Origin of the sequence: Muricoccus nepalensis (assembly GCF_006438825.1) — a bacterium.
GTDB classification, from domain to species: domain Bacteria; phylum Pseudomonadota; class Alphaproteobacteria; order Acetobacterales; family Acetobacteraceae; genus Roseomonas; species Roseomonas nepalensis.
Genome location: NZ_RCZP01000023.1, coordinates 38,503 through 58,474 on the forward strand (window position 1 = coordinate 38,503; position 19,972 = coordinate 58,474).

23 protein-coding genes are annotated in these 19,972 nt (G+C 75.4%); 15 read left to right on the plus strand and 8 right to left on the minus strand.

Going from position 1 to position 19,972, the window contains the following annotated elements; all coding sequences use genetic code 11:
• The first annotated feature begins 190 nt into the window (after window positions 1–190).
• Window positions 191–1,393: a hypothetical protein gene (locus EAH89_RS19355; RefSeq protein ID WP_140885359.1), complete on the plus strand. Its 1,203-nt coding sequence runs from the start codon at window positions 191–193 to the stop codon at window positions 1,391–1,393.
• On the opposite strand, the gene EAH89_RS19360 is transcribed toward EAH89_RS19355, so the two are convergent.
• The 3 genes from EAH89_RS19360 to EAH89_RS19370 form a co-directional block, all read right to left on the minus strand.
• Window positions 1,390–1,911, minus strand: a complete 522-nt coding sequence (locus EAH89_RS19360) for a GNAT family N-acetyltransferase (RefSeq protein ID WP_140885360.1) — start codon at window positions 1,909–1,911, stop codon at window positions 1,390–1,392. The two genes, EAH89_RS19355 and EAH89_RS19360, sit on opposite strands and share 4 nt — an antisense overlap.
• A gap of 13 nt (window positions 1,912–1,924) precedes the next feature.
• Window positions 1,925–3,604 carry an energy-dependent translational throttle protein EttA gene (gene ettA / locus EAH89_RS19365; protein WP_140885361.1) on the minus strand — a complete coding sequence of 560 codons (1,680 nt, stop codon included), beginning with the start codon at window positions 3,602–3,604 and terminating at the stop codon, window positions 1,925–1,927.
• Between the two features lie 110 nt (window positions 3,605–3,714).
• Window positions 3,715–4,080: an HNH endonuclease family protein gene (locus EAH89_RS19370; protein ID WP_140885362.1), complete on the minus strand. Its 366-nt coding sequence runs from the start codon at window positions 4,078–4,080 to the stop codon at window positions 3,715–3,717.
• Window positions 4,081–4,214: 134 nt separating this feature from the next.
• Between EAH89_RS19370 and EAH89_RS19375 the strand changes: the two genes are divergently transcribed.
• Window positions 4,215–4,790 (plus strand): LysE family translocator, encoded by a 576-nt coding sequence (locus EAH89_RS19375; protein ID WP_140885363.1) that lies wholly within the window; start codon window positions 4,215–4,217, stop codon window positions 4,788–4,790.
• A 15-nt stretch (window positions 4,791–4,805) separates the two neighbouring features.
• Here the strand turns inward: EAH89_RS19375 and EAH89_RS19380 are convergent, their stop codons facing one another.
• A complete protein-coding gene (locus EAH89_RS19380) occupies window positions 4,806–5,522 on the minus strand; it encodes an SH3 domain-containing protein (RefSeq protein WP_140885364.1) in 717 nt (238 codons plus the stop codon).
• Between the two features lie 65 nt (window positions 5,523–5,587).
• On the minus strand, window positions 5,588–6,037 hold the full coding sequence (locus EAH89_RS19385; protein ID WP_140885365.1) for a GNAT family N-acetyltransferase: 450 nt from the start codon (window positions 6,035–6,037) through the stop codon (window positions 5,588–5,590).
• 167 nt (window positions 6,038–6,204) lie between these two features.
• On the opposite strand from EAH89_RS19385, the gene EAH89_RS19390 reads away from it, so the two are divergent.
• Together EAH89_RS19390 and EAH89_RS19395 are read left to right on the plus strand one after the other, a co-directional pair.
• A complete protein-coding gene (locus tag EAH89_RS19390; protein WP_140885366.1) occupies window positions 6,205–6,630 on the plus strand; it encodes an OsmC family protein in 426 nt (141 codons plus the stop codon).
• Between the two features lie 65 nt (window positions 6,631–6,695).
• Window positions 6,696–8,294, plus strand: a complete 1,599-nt coding sequence (locus EAH89_RS19395) for an ABC transporter substrate-binding protein (RefSeq protein WP_140885408.1) — start codon at window positions 6,696–6,698, stop codon at window positions 8,292–8,294.
• A 12-nt stretch (window positions 8,295–8,306) separates the two neighbouring features.
• Here the strand turns inward: EAH89_RS19395 and EAH89_RS19400 are convergent, their stop codons facing one another.
• The gene (locus tag EAH89_RS19400) at window positions 8,307–8,819 is read right to left on the minus strand and encodes a MarR family winged helix-turn-helix transcriptional regulator (protein WP_161993687.1); all 513 of its coding nucleotides are present in this window, start codon (window positions 8,817–8,819) and stop codon (window positions 8,307–8,309) included.
• Window positions 8,820–9,095: 276 nt separating this feature from the next.
• Here EAH89_RS19400 and EAH89_RS19405 point away from each other — a divergent pair, with 276 nt between their 5' ends.
• From EAH89_RS19405 to EAH89_RS19420, 4 genes are all read left to right on the plus strand, one after another.
• Window positions 9,096–10,352 carry an aminopeptidase gene (locus tag EAH89_RS19405; protein ID WP_140885368.1) on the plus strand — a complete coding sequence of 419 codons (1,257 nt, stop codon included), beginning with the start codon at window positions 9,096–9,098 and terminating at the stop codon, window positions 10,350–10,352.
• Between the two features lie 57 nt (window positions 10,353–10,409).
• Complete coding sequence (locus EAH89_RS19410; protein WP_140885369.1) at window positions 10,410–10,778, plus strand: hypothetical protein; 369 nt, start codon at window positions 10,410–10,412, stop codon at window positions 10,776–10,778.
• Window positions 10,779–10,843: 65 nt separating this feature from the next.
• Entirely contained in the window at window positions 10,844–11,320 is a 477-nt protein-coding gene (locus tag EAH89_RS19415; protein ID WP_140885370.1) for a copper chaperone PCu(A)C, read from the plus strand.
• A 10-nt stretch (window positions 11,321–11,330) separates the two neighbouring features.
• Window positions 11,331–11,924, plus strand: a complete 594-nt coding sequence (locus tag EAH89_RS19420) for a YcnI family protein (RefSeq protein ID WP_140885371.1) — start codon at window positions 11,331–11,333, stop codon at window positions 11,922–11,924.
• A gap of 13 nt (window positions 11,925–11,937) precedes the next feature.
• Here EAH89_RS19420 and EAH89_RS19425 read toward each other — a convergent pair whose 3' ends face one another.
• Window positions 11,938–13,095 carry a tripartite tricarboxylate transporter substrate binding protein gene (locus tag EAH89_RS19425; RefSeq protein ID WP_241667101.1) on the minus strand — a complete coding sequence of 386 codons (1,158 nt, stop codon included), beginning with the start codon at window positions 13,093–13,095 and terminating at the stop codon, window positions 11,938–11,940.
• Between EAH89_RS19425 and EAH89_RS19430 the strand changes: the two genes are divergently transcribed.
• Genes EAH89_RS19430 through EAH89_RS19450 form a run of 5 tightly spaced genes read left to right on the plus strand, consistent with a single transcriptional unit; the run spans window position 13,094 to window position 17,463 of the window.
• Window positions 13,094–13,771 carry an RraA family protein gene (locus tag EAH89_RS19430; RefSeq protein ID WP_140885372.1) on the plus strand — a complete coding sequence of 226 codons (678 nt, stop codon included), beginning with the start codon at window positions 13,094–13,096 and terminating at the stop codon, window positions 13,769–13,771. The two genes, EAH89_RS19425 and EAH89_RS19430, sit on opposite strands and share 2 nt — an antisense overlap.
• 24 nt (window positions 13,772–13,795) lie before the next feature.
• On the plus strand, window positions 13,796–14,887 hold the full coding sequence (locus EAH89_RS19435) for an Ldh family oxidoreductase (RefSeq protein ID WP_140885373.1): 1,092 nt from the start codon (window positions 13,796–13,798) through the stop codon (window positions 14,885–14,887).
• Between the two features lie 13 nt (window positions 14,888–14,900).
• Window positions 14,901–15,863 (plus strand): Bug family tripartite tricarboxylate transporter substrate binding protein, encoded by a 963-nt coding sequence (locus EAH89_RS19440; protein WP_161993688.1) that lies wholly within the window; start codon window positions 14,901–14,903, stop codon window positions 15,861–15,863.
• A gap of 5 nt (window positions 15,864–15,868) precedes the next feature.
• On the plus strand, window positions 15,869–16,771 hold the full coding sequence (locus tag EAH89_RS19445; RefSeq protein ID WP_140885375.1) for an NAD(P)-dependent oxidoreductase: 903 nt from the start codon (window positions 15,869–15,871) through the stop codon (window positions 16,769–16,771).
• Entirely contained in the window at window positions 16,768–17,463 is a 696-nt protein-coding gene (locus EAH89_RS19450) for a substrate-binding domain-containing protein (protein WP_140885376.1), read from the plus strand. The genes EAH89_RS19445 and EAH89_RS19450 overlap by 4 nt, the downstream gene beginning before the upstream one ends.
• 6 nt (window positions 17,464–17,469) lie before the next feature.
• Here EAH89_RS19450 and EAH89_RS19455 read toward each other — a convergent pair whose 3' ends face one another.
• Complete coding sequence (locus EAH89_RS19455) at window positions 17,470–18,495, minus strand: tripartite tricarboxylate transporter substrate-binding protein (RefSeq protein ID WP_140885377.1); 1,026 nt, start codon at window positions 18,493–18,495, stop codon at window positions 17,470–17,472.
• A gap of 156 nt (window positions 18,496–18,651) precedes the next feature.
• On the opposite strand from EAH89_RS19455, the gene EAH89_RS19460 reads away from it, so the two are divergent.
• Window positions 18,652–19,266, plus strand: a complete 615-nt coding sequence (locus EAH89_RS19460; protein ID WP_140885378.1) for a nuclear transport factor 2 family protein — start codon at window positions 18,652–18,654, stop codon at window positions 19,264–19,266.
• A gap of 40 nt (window positions 19,267–19,306) precedes the next feature.
• Window positions 19,307–19,867, plus strand: a complete 561-nt coding sequence (locus EAH89_RS19465) for an NADPH-dependent FMN reductase (protein WP_140885379.1) — start codon at window positions 19,307–19,309, stop codon at window positions 19,865–19,867.
• Window positions 19,868–19,972: the final 105 nt, after the last annotated feature.

Consider the following 19,972-nt stretch of genomic DNA (forward strand, 5'->3'; position numbering starts at 1 on the left):
GTGACCATTTGGCATCACCTGCCCCGAACCCGTCGCGAGGGGTGCCGGGGCGGTTCTGTTTCGATGGACGCACGAGGCGCGCCGACTACCATCGGGTCCAGTCTGAAGGACCCTCCGCGATGCCGTCCCGACCGCCCCGCGACGACGCCAACACGCCGGCTGGCCCTGCCGCGAGCGGTTTGGCGCGGCCGTGAAGCTCCAGGGACGGCGTCTCGCCGCGGACCGCTCGATCGGCCGCTCCTCCAGCCTCACGGCCGTGGTGGAACGCCCGGACCGTCGCCTCGGCTTCCGCGCCCGGCTCCGCGCCTACGCGGCGCGGCCGGGCTTCCGCCAGTCGATCCTGCGCGCCGCGTTCTCTCTCCTGAGGGAGCGGGTGCGGGCCGCGCGGGTGGACCTCCGCACGCGGCTGGACCGGTCGGCCCCCATCCGGTCCTTCCGGACCGGCGAGGTGCCGCTGGAGCGCGCGCGGAGCCTCGCGGTCTTCATCCACTACGCCCCCGTGCCGGCCGTCAGCCGCATGGTGCTCGAGCAGGTCCGGGCGCTGCGCGAGGAGGGCTTCGCCGTCGTCTTCGTCTCCATGGCGCCCTCCCTGCCGGCGGCCGACCTCGCGCGCCTCGGGCCGCTCTGCGGCGCCATCGTCGAGCGGCGGAACCACGGCCTCGACTTCGGCGCCTGGCACGACGTGCTTCCCCTCGCCCTCGCCCGCGCGCCGGAGGCAACCGAGCTGCTGCTGGCCAATGACAGCCTCTGCGGCCCCTTCCGGCCCCTTCGCCCCGCCCTCTCGGCCATGCGCGCGGCGCCGGAGGGCCTCTACGGGCTGACCGAGAACCTCGCACCGTCCCCGCACCTGCAGTCCTACTTCCTGCTCGCCACCGGGCGACGCGCGGTCGACGACGTCGCGGCCTTCCTCGCCGCCCACCGCGTCACCGCCAACAAGCGCCGCACCATCCGGGAGGGCGAGGTGCGGCTGAGCGGATGGATGCGCGGGCGCGGCCACGCCGTCGCGGCCTGGTGCGGCTACGAGCGCGCGGAGGCCGCGGCGCTGCGCCGCGCCGCCGCGCGCCGCCGGGTGCGCGCGCTCTACCCACACCTCTTCGCCGGCCTCGGCCGGACGACGCGGCGGGCATGCGCGAGGCGCTGCGCAAGCGCCCGCTCAACAGCACGCATCTCTTCTGGCGGGAGCTCGTCGAGGAGCTCGGCTTTCCCTTCGTCAAGACCGACCTGCTGCTGCGCAACCCGCTCGGCGTCGCCGACGATCTCGCCTGGCGCCCGCTGCTCGGCGGGGATGCGGAGGCGATCGCCCTGGTGGAGGAGCACCTCGCCATCCTCGGCGGCACCCTGCCCGCGGCGACGGAGGCCGGCGCGGCGCGCGCGCTCGCGGCCTGAGGGCTAGCGCCGGCTCTCGAAGACGAGCATCCGGTGGCCGAGGTTGGTGAACTCGCCGCCCTCGACCATGCCGATGTCCGTCATGACGGCCCGGGAGGAGGCGTTGCTCTCCCGCGCGATGCCGATGATGCGGGGGAGCCCGGCCGCGTGGCCGAAGTCGAGCGCGGCCCGCGCTGCCTCCCGCGCGTAGCCGTGGCCGCGGCATTCCGGCCAGAGCGCGTAGCGCAGCGCGACGCCGCGCCCGTCCGGCCGCTCCATCAGCCCCGCGAGGCCGAGGAACTCGCCGTCCTCCGTGCGGTGGACGGCCCAGGTGCCGTAGCCGCGCACCTCCCAGAAGTCGATGTCGTCGGCGAGCTCCTCCGCGGTGCGCTCGGGCGTGCGCACGCCGTGGAGCATCGCCTCGAACACGGCGGGGTCGGACTTCAGCCGCACAAGGTCGGGAAGGTTCTCCTTCCCGACCGGCAGCAGCGTCAGCCGCTTCGTGCGGACGACGCGCGACGTGACGAGGCGGGACGCGTGGTGCACCGGGCGCCCCCGCTCACCGGGTAAGCGGGCGGTACTTGATCCGGTGCGGCTGGTCGGCCGCGGCGCCCATGCGGCGTCGCTTGTCGGCCTCGTAGGCCTGATAGTTGCCCTCGAACCACTCGACGTGGCTGTCGCCCTCGAAGGCGAGAATGTGGGTCGCGAGGCGGTCGAGGAACCAGCGGTCGTGCGAGATGATGACGGCGCAGCCCGCGAAGTCCGTCAGCGCCTCCTCCAGCGCGCGCAGCGTGTCCACGTCGAGGTCGTTCGTGGGCTCGTCGAGCAGGAGCACGTTGTGCGGGTTCTTGAGCATCTTCGCGAGGTGGACGCGGTTGCGCTCGCCGCCCGAGAGCACGCCGACAGGCTTCTGCTGGTCGCCGCCCTTGAAGTTGAAGGCGGCGCAATAGGCGCGGCTCGGCACCGCGCGCTTGCCCATGGTGATCAGGTCCTGCCCGTCCGAGATCTCCTGCCAGACGGTCTTCTTGTCATCCAAGCTGTCGCGGCTCTGGTCGACGTAGCCGAGCTCCACGCTGTCGCCGATCGTCATCGTGCCGGAATCCGGCTGGTCGCGGCCGGTGATCATCTTGAACAGCGTCGTCTTGCCCGCGCCGTTCGGCCCGATGACGCCGACGATGCCGCCGGGAGGCAGCTTGAAGGACAGGTCGTCGATCAGCAGGCGGTTGCCGAAGCCCTTGCGGATGGCGTCCGCCACGATGACCGTGTTGCCGAGGCGGGGCGCCGGCGGGATCTGGATCTCCGTCGGGTCGGGCGCCTTGTCGAGGCTCTTCTGCAGCAGCTCCTCGTAGGCCTGGATGCGCGCCTTGCTCTTGGACTGGCGCGCGGCCGGGCTGCGGCCGATCCACTCCTGCTCCTCGGCGAGCTGGCGCTGGCGCGTGCTCTCCTCCTTCTCCTCCTGCTGCAGGCGCTTGCGCTTGGCCGCAAGGTAGGAGGAGTAGTTGCCCTCGTAGGGGATGCCCCGGCCGCGATCGACCTCGAGGATCCAGTTGGTGACGTTGTCGAGGAAGTAGCGGTCGTGGGTGACGATCAGCACCGCGCCCTCGTAATTGCGCAACGTCTTCTCGAGCCAGGACACGCTCTCGGCGTCGAGGTGGTTCGTGGGCTCGTCGAGAAGCAGCATCTCGGGCTTCTCGAGCAGCAGCTTGCACAGCGCGACCCGCCGGCGCTCGCCGCCGGACAGCGTGGTCACGCCGCTCTCGGCGGGCGGGCAGCGCAGCGCGTCGAGGGCGATGTCCACCGTGCGGTCGAGGTCCCAGCCGTCGGCGGCGTCGATCCGCTCCTGCAGCTCGGACTGCTCCGCGAGAAGGGTGTTCATCTCCTCCTCGCTCATCTCCTCGCCGAACTTCATCGAGATCTCGTTGAAGCGCTCGAGGTCGGCGGTCAGCGTGCCGAAGGCGTCGCGCACGTTCTCGCCCACGGTCTTGTTCGGGTCGAGCCAGGGCTCCTGGCTGAGGTAGCCGACGCGCACGCCCTCGGCCGCCCAGGCCTCGCCGCCGAACTCCTTGTCCTGCCCGGCCATGATCCGCATCAGCGTGGACTTGCCAGCGCCGTTGGGGCCGAGCACGCCGATCTTCGCGGTCGGCAGGAAGGACAGGGTGACGCCCTTGAAGACCTCGCGGCCGCCCGGATAGGACTTGGTGAGATCCTTCATGACGTAGACGTACTGGTAGGCGGCCATGGCGGGGTCTCCGGGGGGGCGTGCGGGCTGGGGCGCCTTCTACCCGCGGCACCCCCTTGCGCCAAGGCTCGGGGGCCGCGGGGCTGGGCGGCGGGGGACGCCGGGGGCCGTCAGCGCCACTTCGGCGTGCGGTCCCGCGCGGCGCGGGTGGGGGCGTGGAAGTCCGGCGGCTTGGTCGAGACCCAGGCGAGGAAATCCGCCAGGCGGGGCTCGGCGCGCAGGGCCTCCGGCTCGGTGAAGCGGCGCGCCAGCTCCGTCTCGGTGAAGCGGGCATAGATTGCCTGATGGCATATATGGTGCAGCCGCACCGTTCCGCGATGGGTGCCGCCCTTCAGGCGCGGCACGAGGTGGTGGCGGCTGGCGCGGGCGCCGGGCGGTATGGGGCGGAGGCAGAGCGGGCAGGGCGCCTCGGGCGGCGGCGCCCCGCCCTCCTCGCGCCCGCCCCGCGCGGCGCGCTTCTCGTGGCGGCGGGACACGCCGGAGAGATGGGATCGCCCCGCCGTCCCGGAAGCCCCGCGCGCTGCTGGCGGCCCCCTTTCCCCCGCGCTAGAACGCCCGCCCGGAGGGATCCCGGCGCCGGCCGGGCTCCCGGCGACCCCGCGGAGCGCGCATGCAAGACCCCGTCCTCTTCACCCTGACCGTGCTGCTCATCCTCGGCACACCCGGCCCGACCAACACGCTGCTGGCGACGGCGGGCGCGACGGTCGGCTTCCGCCGGGCGCTGCCGCTGCTGCCGGCTGAGGCCGCGGGCTACCTCGTCTCCATCCTCGCCATCGGCCTCGCGCTCGGGCCCGCCGTCGCGGGCGCGCCGGCCGTGGCGGCGGGGCTCCGCCTCGCGGTCGGGGCCTATCTCGCGCTTCTGGCTGTGAAGCTCTGGCGCCACGGGGCGGTGGACCTCTCGGCCATGCCGGTCACGCCGCGCCAGGTCTTCGTGACCACCCTGCTGAACCCGAAGGCGATCGTCTTCGCCCTCGGCGTCATCCCCTTCGGCGCGGCGCCCTGGTGGCCCTGGATGGCCGCCTTCCTGGGCCTGCTCACCGCCGTGGCGCTCGCCTGGATCGCGCTGGGCAGCCTGCTCGGCCGGGCTGCCGGGGCGGCGGGGCGCGCGCGGCTGGTGCCGCGGGTGGGCGCGGCGGCCATCGGCGCCTTCGCGGTCCTGCTCGTCGTCGGCCCGCTGCTGCGCTAAGGGCGCGGGCCCGCCTCAGCGCGGGCCGCGGTCGTCGTGGCCCCGATGATCAGGGCCCCGGTGGTCGGGGCCTCGCTGGTCGGGGCCGCGCGGCTCCGGCCCGCGCCGGCCCTCCCCGGCGGGACCGGGCGGCGGGCCGCGGTGATCGTTCCGTCCATCGTTGCGGCGCTCGTCGCGCCAGTCCGCGCGGCCTTCATGCCGCCAGTCCGGTCGTCCCTCGGGGTGCCAGTCGGGGCGCCAGTCGGGGCGCCCGTCCGGCCTCCAGTCCGGGCCGCGGCCCGGCGGGCCTTCCCGGCGCCAGTCGGGCGGCGGCGGGCCGCGGAAGTCGGCCCTGGGCGGCGGCGGGCCGCGCCAGCGGTCCCGCTCGGCGTACCAGGGCCGGTCGCGGTAGTGGTCGCCCCAGTAGTCGCCCAGCCGGAAGCCGATGACCGGCACGCCGAGGCGCGGCGCGTAGTCCGGCAGCGGCACCGCGCGCCCCGCCTGGAGGAATTGGAGGTAGCCCGCCGGCAGCCAGCCGCGGGAGGGCCCCGCCCCCACGTCGCACCAGGCGTAGCCCTGCAGGCAGCCGATGATCTCGAGGGGGATGCCGGGGGAGACGAGGGCGACCGGCGGGTATTCCAGCCCGGGGCCCGCGCGCATCTCGACGGGGGCCGTCGCGATGCCCGGCGCGGCGGCGGCCCCGCCCGCGAGCCCAAGCAGGAGCGCGGCGGCCGGAAGGAAGGGGTGGCGCATCGCTCGGGCTCCCGCTGGTGTCGCCGGAGGGAACGCCCGGCGCGGGCGATCGATGCGGGAGGGGATCATCCGCCCTCGGACCGCTTCCGCAGCGGGCGGGCGAGGTTGGCCCCGGCGGGGACGAAGCCGAGGGCGGCGAGGAAGGCGCCCCCCTCCCCCTCCCCGGCCGCCGCCTCCAGCCGGTCGCAGCCGGCGGCGCGGGCGGCCTGGGCGCCGGCCTTGATGAGGAGGCGGCCGATCCCGTTGCGCCGCTCCTCCGCGGCCACGGCGAGCGCCGTGACCCGGGCCAGCGGACGGTCGGCCGTGAGGGCGGGGTGCCAGGAGAGGGCGATCGCCCCGATCACCGCGCCGTTCCAGCCCGTGGCGACCAGCACGGCCGAGGCGGGGTCCCGCGCCATGGCCTCCAGCCGCCCCGCCATGCCCCGCGCCTCGCCCCCGAGAAGGGCGGCGAGGTCGGCCGCGTCGGCCGGCAGGGCGGCGCGGAGGTCCACGCCGTATCGGGTGCCGGTTGCCATGGCTCTCCTCCGGGGCTCCCCACGAGTCCGCGGGGGCCCTTGGTGTTGGCCGCCCCGGTCCCAAGCTGTAGCGGCCCGGGCCCCAGGTGCCCGGACAACAACGCCCGGGCGCCCCTGCGCCCGGTTTGACGCCATGGGCGCCCTCGCGCCCGATAGAGGAGCAGATGATGCAGAAGCACGCTTCCGCCAGCTGGACGGGCGGACTGAAGGACGGGCGCGGCACGATCTCGACCGAGAGCGGGGTGCTGAACGCCCAGCCCTACGGCTTCGCGATGCGCTTCGAGGGGGTGAAGGGCACGAACCCCGAGGAGCTGATCGGCGCCGCCCATGCCGGGTGCTTCACCATGGCCCTCTCGATGATCCTCGGCGGCGCCGGTCTCACGGCCGACCGGATGGACACCAAGGCCGCCGTCACCCTCGACAAGGTCGGCGAGGGCTTCGAGATCACGAAGATCCACCTCACCCTCCGCGCCAAGGTGCCGGGCACCGACGACGCCGCCTTCCAGGAGCTGGCGGCCAAGGCGAAGGCGGGCTGCCCGGTCTCGAAGCTGTTCAAGGCCGAGATCACCCTCGACGCCGCGCTCGAGGCCTGAGACCCGCGGCGCCGGGCCTCCCCCGGCGCCGCCCCCCCCCTGAGCGGAATGAGCGGAGGATGCCCATGACCACCCGCCGCGCCCTGCTGGGCGGCGCCACGGCCCTGGCGGCCGCCCCCGCCCTCGCGCGCGCCGCCCTGGCGCAGGGGGAGGCCGCGCGCGTCCTCCGCTTCGTGCCCCAGGCGGACGTGACGACGCTCGACCCGCTCGCCACCACCTCCTACGCGGTGCGCAACCACGGGCACCTCCTCTGGGACACGCTCTGGGGCCTGGACGAGGGCTTCCGGCCCCACCCGCAGCTCGCCGAGGGCCACCGGGTGGAGGAGGACGGCCGGCGCTGGGTGATCACGCTGCGCGACGGCCCGACCTTCCACGACGGGGAGAAGGTCCGCGCGGCCGACGCGGCCGCCTCCATCCGCCGCTGGATGGCGCGCGACACCCACGGCCAGACCCTGGCCGCGCGGCTGGACGCGATCGAGGTGCTCGACGACCGCCGCCTCGTCCTTCGCCTGCGCCGGCCCTTCGGGGTGATGCTGGAGGCGCTCGGCAAGTCCTCCTCCTACCCCTGCTTCATCATGCCCGAGCGCTTCGCCTCGACCCCCGCCGGGACGCCGCTGACGGAGGTCGTGGGCTCCGGCCCCTACCGCTTCGTGCCGGAGGAGCGGCGCTCGGGCGAGCGGGTCGCCTACCGCCGCTTCGATGCCTACTCGCCCGCGCCCGGCGGCCCTGTCAGCGTCACCGCCGGCCCCAAGCTCGCCCATTTCGAGCGGCTGGAATGGCGCATCCTGCCCGACCCCTCCACCACCGGCGCCGCGCTCCAGGCCGGGGAGATCGACTGGTGGGAGAGGATGGCGCCCGACCTCCGTCCCCTCCTCGCCCGCCGGCGGGACGTGGTGGTGGAGCGGGTGGAGACCCAGGGCACCATCGCCATGCTGCGCCCCAACCACCTGCACCCGCCCTTCGACGACCCCGCGGTCCGCCGCGCCCTCCTGCCGGCGCTGAGCCAGGCGGACGTGATGGCGGCCATCATGGGCGACGACCGCAGCCGCTTCCGCGACGGCATGGGCTGCTTCCCGCCGGGCTCGCCGCTCGCCTCCGACGAGGGGCTCGCGGCCGTGACGGGCCCGCGCGACCTCGCCGCCGCCCGCGCGGCGCTGGCGGCGGCCGGCAAGCTCGGCGCGCGCGTCGTGCTGCTGAACCCGGCGGACCAGGTGAACAACAGCAACGCCACCCTCGTCTGCGCCGACGCGATGACGCGCGCCGGCCTCGAGGTGGAGGTCGCGACCTCGGACTGGGGGACCATGCTCGCCCGCCGCGCCCGGCGCGACCCGCCGGAGAGGGGGGGCTGGAACGCCGTCTACGTCGCCTTCGGGGGCGAGGACCTGGTCAACCCCGGCGGCCACCCCCTGCTGCGCGGCAACGGCGCCGACGCCTGGTTCGGCTGGCCCAGCAGCCCGGGGCTGGAGGCGCTGCGGGAGGAGTGGCTGGAGGCGCCGGACGCAGCGGCGCAGCGGCGCGTCGGCCGCGCCATCCAGGCGCGCTTCTTCGAGGAGGTGCCCTTCTACCCTCTCGGGCAGTACTTCCTCGACAGCGCCTACCGCCGCGGGCTGAGGCTGGAGCGCCGGGGCATGACCCTGCCGCTGAACGTGCGCCGCGAGGCCTGAGGGGGCGGGCCGCTAGAGCCCGTCGTCCCCGTTCAGGTCCGGCGCCGCGCCCTGCGGCTCGGGCAGCGCCCGCGCCCGGTCGACGAGGCGGTCGAGCAGGTCGTCCAGCACCGCCCGCTCCTGCGCGGAGAGGGTCTCGAGCAGGGCGTCCTCGCGGTCCCGGCTGGTGGGCTCGATGAGGGCGAAGAGGGCGCGCCCGGCCTCGGTCGGCTCGAGCACGATGCGGCGCCCGTCCCGCGGGTCGGGGCTGCGGGTGAGGCGGCCGCGGCTCTCGAGCGCGCGCACGGCGCGGCTGGCCGCCATCTTGTCCATGCCCAGCTCCTCCCCGACGACGCCGGCGGTGGCGTGGCCCGGGCGCAGGCAGAGGGCGCGCAGGATGCGCCACTCGCTCAGCCGGAGGCCGTGGGCGCGCTCGTGGAGTCGCGCGAAGGGGCGCGCCACGAGATTGGCCAGGAGGACCAGCTTCAGGAAGGTCGAGGCGGGCGCGGCGGGATCTTCCGCGCGCGGGGGGGACGAGGAGGGCACGGGCCTATTTTCGCTGATTCGGCCGCCGCGCGCCAGGGTCGTAACGGCTTTTTGGAATGATTAAGGAACAATTTTCGCGGAAAATTAGATCGACGCGGCGCAGAACTGGCCACGCATCACGAAAGGTGAAGCCTCCCGGCGGCCCGGCAGGCTCTTTTTTTGGGCGGGCGCGGGTCCCTCCCCCGACGCGGACCGCGGCGCCTTCCGCCCCGCCCGATCTTCCCGGCGGCCCCGGGGGGCCCTGCGGATCCCCTGGGCGGCCGAGGAGCCGCGCGCATGGACACGATCCCGTCGAACCTCTCGCCCTCGCTGGACGACGCCGCGCGGCTCGACCGGCTGGCGGAGCTGGCCGTGAAAGTCGGGCTCGGGCTGGTGCCGGGGCAGGAGCTGGTGATGACCTCGCCGATCGAGGCGCTGCCCCTCGCCCGGCGGATCACCGAGCACGCCTACAAGGCGGGGGCGAGCCTCGTGACGACGCTCTTCTCGGACGAGCAGTCGGCCCTGCTGCGCTACCGGCACGCGCCCGACGGGAGCTTCGACCTCTCCTCCGGCTGGCTCTTCGAGGGCATGGCGGCGGCCTTCCGGGCCGGCGCGGCGCGGCTGGCCATCGTCGGCTCCGACCCTTCCCTCCTCTCGGAGGAGGACCCCGCGAAGGTGGCGCGGGCGAACCGGGCGCAGTCCAAGGCCTATCGCCCGGCGCTGGACCTCATCGCCGACAGCTTCATCAACTGGACCCTCGTGCCCTTCGCCCACCCGGCTTGGGCGCGGGCGGTGTTCCCCGAGGCGGCGCCCGACGAGGCGGTGCGGCGGCTCTGGGACGCCATCTACTCCATCACTCGCGTGGACGCGGCCGATCCCGTGGCGGCCTGGGCGGCGCACAACGCCGGGCTGAAGGCGCGGCAGGACATGCTGAACGAGCGGCGCTTCCACGCGCTGCGCTTCCGCGGGCCGGGGACGGATCTGGTCGTCGGGCTGGCGGACGGCCACGCCTGGATGGGGGGCGCGAGCCGCGCGAAGAACGGCGTCTACGGCAACCCGAACATCCCGACCGAGGAGGTCTTCACCACGCCCCACCGCGCCCGCACCCAGGGCGTGGTCTCCGCCACCAAGCCGCTGTCGCACCAGGGCACGCTGATCGAGGGCATCCGGGTGCGCTTCGAGGACGGCGCGATCGTCGAGGCCCAGGCGACGCGCGGCCAGGCGGTGCTCGAGCAGATGATCTCGACGGACGCCGGCGCCCGCCAGCTCGGCGAGGTCGCGCTGGTGCCGAGTTCCAACCCCATCGCCCGCAGCGGCATCCTGTTCCTGAACACCTTGTTCGACGAGAACGCGGCGAGCCACATCGCGCTCGGCCAGGCCTACAGCAAGTGCTTCGTGGCGGAGTTCTCCGAGGACGAGCTGGTGCAGCGCGGGGCCAACCGCAGCCTCATCCACGTCGACTGGATGATCGGCTCGCCCGAGGTGGAGGTGGACGGGCTGGACGAGGCCGGGAACGCGACGCCCGTGATGCGCGGCGGCGAGTGGGTGGCCTGAGCGCGCCCCCCGACCGGCATGAGTGACTTGGGGCGGCGGCTCGGCTAGAGCCCCGCCATGCGCCGCTTCCGCCCCGGCCTCGCGCGCCTCCTCCCGCTGCTGCTGCTGGTCCAGTGGGCCGCGGCGACGCTGCCCCACGCGCGGGCGCTGGCGGCGCTCGGCGGCGCGACGGCGGTGGAGCTCTGCAGCGCCCACGGCGCGCGCACGGTCCTGCTGGGCGCGGACGGGCAGCCGCTGGACGAGCGGGAGGCGCCGGACTGCTGCACCCTCGGCCCGCTTCCGGCGGCGCCCCCGCCGTCCGGCCCCACGGCGCCGTCCCGCCCCGTCGCCGTCGCGCCCGCGGAGCACGCGGCGCTGCGGCCCGGCCTGCCGCCGCTTCCGCCCCGCGCGCCGCCCCAACTTCCGCGCGCCCCGCCCGCGGCCTGATCCGCCCCTTCCGAGCCTCTCCGACCACGGGCGCCCCCGCGCGCCGCCTCCGGGACGATCAGACCATGACGATTCACCGCCGCGCCCTCGCCGGACTCGTTGCGCTGGGCAGCCTTGCCCTCTCCTCCCCTCTTCGCGCCCAGGGAACGGGCGTCGTCGTCGAGCAGCCCTGGGCGCGCGCCGCGCTGCAGGGCGGCAACGGCGGGGCCTTCCTCACGCTCCGCAACACCGGGACGGCGCCGGACCGCCTTCTCTCGGCCTCCAGCCCCCTCGCCCGCACGACGGAGATCCACGAGACGGTGCGGGAGGGCGAGGTGATGCGCATGCGCCCGGTCGCCGCGATCGAGATTCCCCCGGGCGGCAGCGTCACGCTGCGGCCGGGCGGGGCGCACGTGATGATGACGGGGCTGAGCGGGCCGCTGCGCGCGGGGACCACCGTGCCGCTGACGCTCACCTTCGAGCGCGCGGGCGCGGTCGAGGTGCAGGTGGCCGTGCAGGCCGCGGGGGCGAGCGCGCCCGCCGCCGGCCACCACGCGCACTGAGGGGCGGGGCATGGACCGGACCCTTCCGCTGGCCGCGCTCGGCCTGCTCGCCGCCCTCGCCGGGCCGGCGGCCGCGCACGTGACGCTCGACCGCGCGGAGCTGCCGGCGGACAGCAGCCTGCGCGTCGCGCTGCGCGTCACCCATGGCTGCGGCGGCGCCGCGACCACGGGGCTGCGCGTGACCGTCCCGCCGGAGCTGCGCGGGGCGCGGCCGATGCCGCACGCGGGCTTCGCGCTCGCCATCGGCGGGTCGCCGGCCGGACCGGCGGCCGCGGGGCCCCACGCGGGGCACGGCACGCATGGCGCGCCTGCCGGGCAGGCGGGGCCTGCCGGGCACGCGGGGCACGCGGGGCATGGCGACCGCGCGGCGCCGGCGGCGGGGGAGATCGCCTGGACCGGCGGGCGGCTGGACGACGCCTTCTACGACGAGTTCGTCCTCCTGATCCGCACCCCCGCCGAGCCCGGCGCGCTGCTCCGCTTCCCCGTCGTGCAGGAGTGCGAGGGGGGCGTGGTCGCGCGCTGGACGGAGGACCCGGTCGCGGCACGCGGGGCGGAAGGCCAAGGCCCGGCCCCCGTGGCGCGGGTCGTCGCCCGCGCGCCCTGAGGGAGGGGCGCGCCTATTCCTTCCAGGGATGGGCGCGCCAGAGGCCCTGCAGCTCCTCCCGCAGGGCCAGCAGCGCCGCGCGGTACTCGGCGGGGGCGAGGTAGCGCAGCGGCAGGGCCTGCTGCGAGGCGAGGCGGCGGAACTCCGGCTCCTCCATCGCGGCCCGGGTCGCGGCGGCGAGGCGTTCGAGCACGGGCGCCGGCACGCCAGCCGGTGCGGCCAGGCCGCGCATGGAGCCCTGCACCACGTCGAAGCCCTGCTCGCGGAAGGTGGGGGTGTCCGGCGCCTCCGCCCAGCGCGCCGTCGCCATCTGGCCGAGGGCGCGGAGCTGGTCCTGGCGCATGTCGTTGATCCCCTCCCCCACGTTCATGCTGGCGACCATGATCTGCCGGCCGAGGATGGCGTTCCGCACGGGCGCGGCGCCGGCGAAGGGGATGTGGGTGAGCCGCACGCCCGCCAGCCGCTCGAAGGCGAGCGCCGCGAGGTGGTCGTCCGAGCCGATGCCGGTGGTGCCGTAGGTGACCGCGTCCGGGTTGGCCCGCGCGAAGGCGACGAGGTCGGCGAGACTGCGGAACCGGCTGTCCGGCGGCACGAGGAAGGCGCCGGGGTCGTCCACGACGTTGGCGACGGGCGCGAAGTCCTCCAGCCGGTAGCGGGCGCTGCGCTCGATCGGGATGCTGACGATGTTGGGCGTGTTGATAAAGCCGATCGTGTAGCCGTCGGGCTGCGCGCGGGCCATCTCGGCCCAGCCGATCTCGCCCCCCGCGCCGCCGCGGTTGAGGACGACGACGGACTGGCCGAGCTCGCGCTCGAGGAAGCGGGCGAGGGTGCGGGCCGCGACGTCCGTGCCGCCGCCGGGCGGGAAGGCGACGATCATCGTGACGGGGTGCTCCGGCCAGGCGGCGCGGGCGGGGCGGGCCGCGGCCAGGGCGGCGGATGTGGCGGCCAGGGCCACGAGGTGGCGACGCTTGACTCTTCTTTCCTCCCGCCGCGCCGCCCCGCGGCCCGGGGCGGCTTGCCAATGCCGGGGGATCGTGCCGATCCTGCGCCATGCCGCCAAGACGGCGCGGAGGGAAACGTCCGGGGACCGGGAGGCATCGCCCCCCGCCCGCGCGCCCTCCGAGACGCAGCGCGCCCGCACCGGGCGGTTCCCCAGGAGAGTGCCCCGCATGACCGTTGGCCTTCGCATCGCCGAGCGGCGCCCCGAGCCCGACGCCGCCCTCATCGCCCGCGCGGCCCGGCTGCCCGTGGCCAACATCGGCGACGTGATGAACCGGCTGCAGGCGATGCGCGGGGGCTTCATGGCCTATGGCGGGCGCCGCACCTTCGTCGGCCCCGCGCTGACGGTGAAGGCGCGGCCGGGCGACAACCTCTTCCTCCACCGCGCCATCGACCTCGCGCGGCCCGGCGAGGTGATCGTCTGCGACGGGGGCGGCGACCTCGAGATCGCGCTCGCGGGCGACCTGATGATCGGCCACGCGGAGAAGCGCGGCGTCGGCGCGCTGGTGATCGACGGCGCGGTTCGCGACATCGACGGGATCGAGCGCATGGACATCGGCGTCTGGGCGCGGGGCGCGACGCCGGCCGGCCCCTACAAGGACGGGCCGGGCGAGATCGGCTACCCCATCGCCTGCGGCGGGCAGGTGGTGATGCCGGGCGACCTCATCGCCGCCGACGAGGACGGCGTGGTGGTGATCCCGCTGGCCGAGGCCGCGCAGGTCATCGCCGACGCCGAGAAGCACGCGGCCAAGGAGGGCGAGACCACCGCCGCGATCAAGGGCGGCGGCTGGGTGCGCGGCTGGGTGGAGGAGACGCTGGCCGCCAAGGGCGTGGCCGTCACGCGGTGAGGCCGGTCGCGTGAGGCGGGTCGCGTGAGGCAGGTCCCGGCCGAGCGCGTCCGGCGGCAGATCCTGGGCGTGCTGCGCGCCTGGGGCATGCCCGACGACCTGGCGGCGACCACCGCGGAGGCGATGGTCGAGACCGACCTGATGGGCATCGACAGCCACGGGCTCTCGATGCTGATGATGTACGAGAGCTTCCGGGAAGCGGGCCAGCTCGACCTCGCGGCCCGCCCGCGCGCGGTGCTGGACCTGCCGGCGACGGCGCTGGTGGATGGCGGCGCCAATCTCGGTCACCCCGTGGCCGATTTCTGCATGCGGCTGGCGGTGGAGAAGGCCCGAGCGTCGGGCATCGCGGCGGTGGGCGCGCGGAACTCGCACCATTTCGGCGCGGCCGGGCACTACGCGCGGATCGCCTCCTCCGCGGGAATGATCGGGATGATCACGAGCTCCGCGCGCACGGTGCTGATGGTGCCGACGCGGGGCACGCTGCCGCTGCTCGGCGCGAATCCCATCGCCTTCGCGGCACCGGCCCTGCGGAACCGCCCCTTCGTGCTGGACATCTCCACGACGACGGTCGCGGCCAACAAGGTGAAGGTCTACGACCTCAACGGAGTGCCGATTCCGGAGGGGTGGGTGGTGGACGAGGCCGGGCGGCCGGTGACGGATTCGGCCGAGGCCATGCGGGTCATCTTCCAGGAGCCGGGCGGCGGCGTGACCCCGCTCGGCGGCGCGGAGGCGACGGGCGGGCACAAGGGCTACGGGCTCGGCGTCATGGTCCAGGTGCTCTCGGCGACCCTGACGGGGGCGGCCTTCGGGCCGGCCCGCAATCCCACCCGCAAGCCGGGCGACCCCGACGACGTCGGGCACTTCTTCCTCGCGATCGACCCGCGCGCCTTCCGGCCGGAGGGCGGCTTCGAGAACGACATGGACGCGATGATCGACACGCTGCGCGCGACGCCGCCGGCCGATCCCGCGCGCCCCGTGCTGGTCGGCGGCGACCCCGAGGCGGCGGAGCGCGAGCGGCGCCTGGAGGGCGGCATCCCCGTGCCGCCGGCGCTGGAGGCCCATGTGCGGGCCATCTGCGGGCGCTCGGGGGCCAGGTACGAGCTCAGCGACGACTGAGGGAGGGAGGAGCATGGTGAACCGGAGGACGGTGCTCGGCGGGGCGGGCGCGGCGCTCGCCTGCCCCGCCTATGCCCAGCAGCTCGGGGCGTGGCAGCCCACGCGGCCGGTGCAGCTCATCGTCGGCTACGCGCCCGGCGGCGGGAGCGATATCATCGCGCGCACCATCGCCGAGGCCTCCGCCCCCTTCTTCCCCGTGCCGCTGGTGGTGGTGAACCGCCCCGGCGCCGGCGGTGCCCTGGCGGCGGAGCAGGTGGCGCGGGCGGCGCCGGACGGGCACACGCTGATCATCCACGGGGGCAGCGAGAGCACCTCCCTGCCCGCCTTCCGCGACCTTCCCTACGACCCGAAGCAGTCCTTCCGCGCGGTGATCCGCCTGACGCGGAACGGGCACTTCCTGGTCTGCAAGGGCGGGCCCTCGCCGCGTTTCGCGGACCTGGGCGCGGCAATCGCGGCGGCGAAGGCGGACCCGGGCGGCATCGCGCACGGCTCGGCGGGGAACGGCACGCTGTCGCAGGCGATCTTCCTCCTGCTGGAGCGCGCGGCGGGGGTGGGGTTCCTGCACGTTCCCTACACGGGCGGCGGGCCCGCGCTGCAGGCACTGATCGCCGGGCAGACGGCGCTGAACATCAACGCCTCGGACGAGCTCGGCGGCTTCGTGGCCTCGGGGGATCTCAAGCTCCTGGCGCTCGCGGCGGAGCAGCGCGCGCCGGCCTACCGCGACGTGCCGACGATGCGCGAGCTCGGCTACGACATCGTGGCGGACAACATGAAGGGCTGGGTGGGCCCTGCGGGGCTGACGGACGAGATGGCGCGCTCGCTGCACGACCGCTTCCGCCAGGGCATGCAGACGCCGACCTGGGCGCGCTTCATGGAGCGCGTGGGCGAGGCCGACGGCTACGCGGACGGGCCGGCCTTCCAGGCGGCCATGGACCGGCTGCTGGACAGCATCCGCGCCGCGATGAAGAGGACCTGACGACCGTGGACACCGTATCGCCGCCGGCGCGCGTCGCCTTCCTGGGCCTCGGCGTCATGGGGGCCGCGATGGCCGCCAATGTCGCGAGGGCCGGCTTCGCGCTCGCCGTGCACAACCGCAGCCGGGCGAAAGCGGAGGCGCTGGAGGCGGCGGGCGCCGCCTGGGCCGCGACGCCGGCCGAGGCCGCGCGGGGGGCGGCGGTGGTCGGGCTCTGCCTGCCGGACACGCCGGACGTGGAGGCGGTGCTCTTCGGGCCGGAGGGCGTGGCCGAGGGCGTGGCGCCGGGCACGGTCGTGATCGACTTCAGCACCATCGCCGCCGCCCCCGCCGCCGGCTTCGCGCGGCGCCTGCTGGAGGAGCGCGGCGCGCACCTGCTGGACAGCCCCGTGAGCGGCGGGCCCGGCGGCGCGCGCGACGGCACGCTCACCTGCATGATCGGCGGCGACGCCGGGGCCTTCGCGCGGGCGCGGCCCTTCTTCGAAGCCGTGGGCAAAACCTTTACCCATCTCGGCCCGCCCGGCGCGGGGCAGGTCTGCAAGTCTGCGAACCAGCTCATGGTGGCGGCGACGATGCTCGCGGTGTCCGAGGCGATCGCGCTCGGCCGCAAGGCGGGGCTCGATCCCATGGCGATGCGCCAGGCGCTGCTGGGCGGCTCCGCGAAGTCCTTCGTGATGGAGAACCACGCGAAGCGGATCATCGAGGGCACGCTGCAGCCGGGTTTCCGGGCGGAGCTGATGCGCAAGGACACGCGGCTCTCGCTGGCCGCGATGCGCGACCACGGGGTCTTTGCGCCGGCGACCGCGCTCGCCGCGCAGATGATGGAGGCGTTGGTGAACAGCGGGCGCGGGGGAATGGATTCCGCCTCCCTCGGGCTCCTCGTCGCGGAGCTGTCGGGGCTTGAGGGGTGAGCGGGCTGCGGGTCCTCTCGACCCTCGCCGTCGCGGGGGCGATGCGGGTCATGGGGCCGCGGCTGGAGGCGGCGGCGGGGATGCCGGTCGCGGCCGAGTTCGCGCCGACGGGGGTGCTGATGCCGCGGCTGCGGGAGGGCGAGGCGGCGGACCTCGTCATCCTCACCGCCGAGGGCGTCGCGGAGCTGGCGTCGGCAGGGCGGCTCGATCCGGGGAGCGCGACGGACCTCGTGCGCTCGCATATCGGCATCGCCGTGCGGGCAGGGGCGCCGCATCCCCTGATCGGCACGGCGGCGGCGCTGCGGGAGGCGCTGCTCGCCGCGCCCTCGGTCGCCTACTCGCGGGCCGGGGCGAGCGGCATCGCCTTCGCGGCGCTGATCGAGCGGCTGGGCATCGCGCGTGAGGTGAACGCGCGGGCGAAGGTCATCCCCGCCGGCTTCACGGCGGAACTGGCGGCGCGGGGCGAGGCGGCGCTGGCCGTGCAGCAGGTGAGCGAGCTGCTGGCGGTGCCGGGGATCGAGCTGGTCGGCCGGCTGCCGGCGGAGGTGGGGACAGTGGCGGTGTTCTCGGCCGGGATCCCCCGCGCCGCGGCCCGGCCGGCGGAGGCGGCGCGGCTGCTCCGCTTCCTCGCCTCCGCCGAGGCGGCGCCGGCACTGGAGGCGGCGGGGCTGGAGCCGGTGCTGGCGGGCTGAGCGCCCCTACTGCCGCTCGATCCCCGCGCGCTCGAACACCCCGGCCCAGCGGGCGATCTCGGCGTGGACGGCCTCCCGCACGGCGGCGGGCGGGACCGGCGGGCGGGGCGCGAGGCCGAGGGCGGCCAGCCGCTCGCGCAGGGCGGGGTCGGCGAGGGCGGCGGCCGTTGCGTCTGCGAGGCGCGCCACGACCTCGGGCGGCGTGCCCGCGGGGACCGCGATGGCGTACCAGGTCTGGATGTCGAAGCCGGGATCGCCGAGGAGCTCGGCGACCGTCGGCACCTCCGGCAGCAGCGGCGAGCGCTCGCGCGAGGTGATGGTGATCGCCCGCGCCTCGCCGCCGCGGACCTGGCCCAGCACGGAGGAGGCGGGCTCCACCACCAGCTCCACCTCCCCGTTGCGCAGCGCGACGAGCGCGGCGGGGGTTCCGCGGTAGGGGACGTGGGTGAGCCGGAGGCCAGCCGCAGCCTGGATGGCCTCGGCCACGAAGTGCTGGGTGCTGCCGACGCCGACGGTGGCGACGTGCAGCCGGTCGGGCGCCGCCCGCGCGCGGCGGGCGAGGTCGGCCATGTCCCGCGGCGCCTCCGGGCCCGTGCCCGCGAGGAGGACGAGGCCGACGGAGGCGACCATGGCGACCGGCTCCACGTCCGCCAGCGGGTCGTAGGGCAGGCGGCGGTAGAGGGCGGCGGAGACGGCGTAGCCGTTGTTGATGAGCATGATCGTGTGCCCGTCCCGCGCGCGGGCGAGGGTCTCGGCGGCCATGGTGCCGCCGGCGCCGGGGCGGTTCTCCACAACGACGGGCTGCCCCAGCGCGGCGGCGAGGGAGGGCGCGATCAGGCGGGCGACGATGTCGGTCGTGCCGCCGGCGCCGAAGCCCTGGAGGAAGCGGAGCGGCCGGTCGGGCCAGGAGGCGCGGGCCGCGCCGCCCTGGGCGCGCGCGCGGGCGGGCAGGGCCGGCAGCGCGAGCAGGCCGAGGGCCGCGCGGCGGGCGAGCCTTCCCGGCGGCCGCGCGTCGGGCGAGAGCGGGGGCATGAGCGGTCTCCCTGGGGGCGAATCCCCGCCGATGGCGGGCGCGGCGCCGCGTCCGGGGCATTGGGCGGGGCGGGGGCGGCGGGCGTCAAGGCGGCCGTATCGCCAGCGGCGGCGGGCGGCCCTAAGGTCCGCGCCCTTGGGACCAGAGGGGGCGGGATGCCGGAGAGCGCGATGCTGCGCCGCATGGCGGTGATGGAGCTGGTGCAGAACTGGGCCGTCTGGCGCGACGCCGGCGACTGGGAGCGCTTCCGCACGGTCTGGGCGCCCGAGGGCCGGATGATGGCCACCTGGTGCCAGGCGCCGGCCGAGGGCTTCATCAAGGCGAGCCAGGAGGGCTGGGCGAAGGGGGTCTCGATCCTGCACTTCCTCGGCGGCTGCTCCGTCGACCTCGAGGGGCGGCGCGCGATCGCCCAGACGAAGATGACCATCTCCCAGCGGGCCGCCGTGCACGACGTGGTGGTGGACGTGGTCTGCACGGGCCGCTTCTACGACTTCGTGGAGGAGAAGCCGGACGGATGGAAGATCGTGCTGCGCCAGCCGATCTACGAGAAGGACCGGATGGACCCCGTGGACCCCGCGGCGCGGCTGGAGCTCGACCCCGCGCTGCTCGCCCGCTTCCCGGAGGGCTACCGCCACCTTGCCTATCTCCAGACCCGCATCGGCTACGAGGTGAAGACCGACATGCCCGGGCTGAAGGGCGGGAAGGTGGCCGCCCTCTACGCCGCCGGGGCCGCCTGGCTGCGCGGCGAGGCGCTTTCCTGGGAGGAGTGACCCCTCCCCCTCCCTCCCCTTTTCCAGAAGAGCGAGCACGATGAGCGAATTCAGGATCCTCGGCATTTCCGGCAGCCTGCGGAAGGGCTCCCACAACACGGCGGCGCTGCGCGCGGCGGCGGAGCTGGCGCCCGAGGGGGTGACGGTCGCGATCTACGAGGGGCTGGGGGAGATCCCGCCCTACAACGACGACGTGCGCGTGGCCTCCGGCTACCCGGCGCCGGTCGAGGCCTTCCGGGCGGCGGTGCGGGCGGCGGACGCGGTGATCTTCGCGACGCCCGAGTACAACTACTCCATCTCCGGCGTGCTGAAGAACGCCATCGACTGGGCGTCGCGCCCGCCCGAGCCCTCCTTCGACGGCAAGGCGGTCTCGATCATGGGGGCGACCCAGGGGCTGCTCGGCACCGCACGGGCGCAGTACGACCTGCGCAAGATGTGCGTGTTCCTGAACGCCCATGCCCTCAACAAGCCCGAGGTGATGATCGCCCAGTCCGGCTCGAAGTTCGACGAGGGCGGGCGGCTGACCGACGACACCACGCGCAAGCTGATCGCGGGCCAGGTGGCGGCACTGCGGGACTGGGCGTTGCAGCTCCGGAAATAGGGGGCGCCGCCGTGCCCCTTGGCGGGGCGCGGCCGGACGGCGTAGCCTGGGGCGGGAACGCTTCACGGCCGAACGGCAAAACCGGGGACAACCCGGGCACTGGAA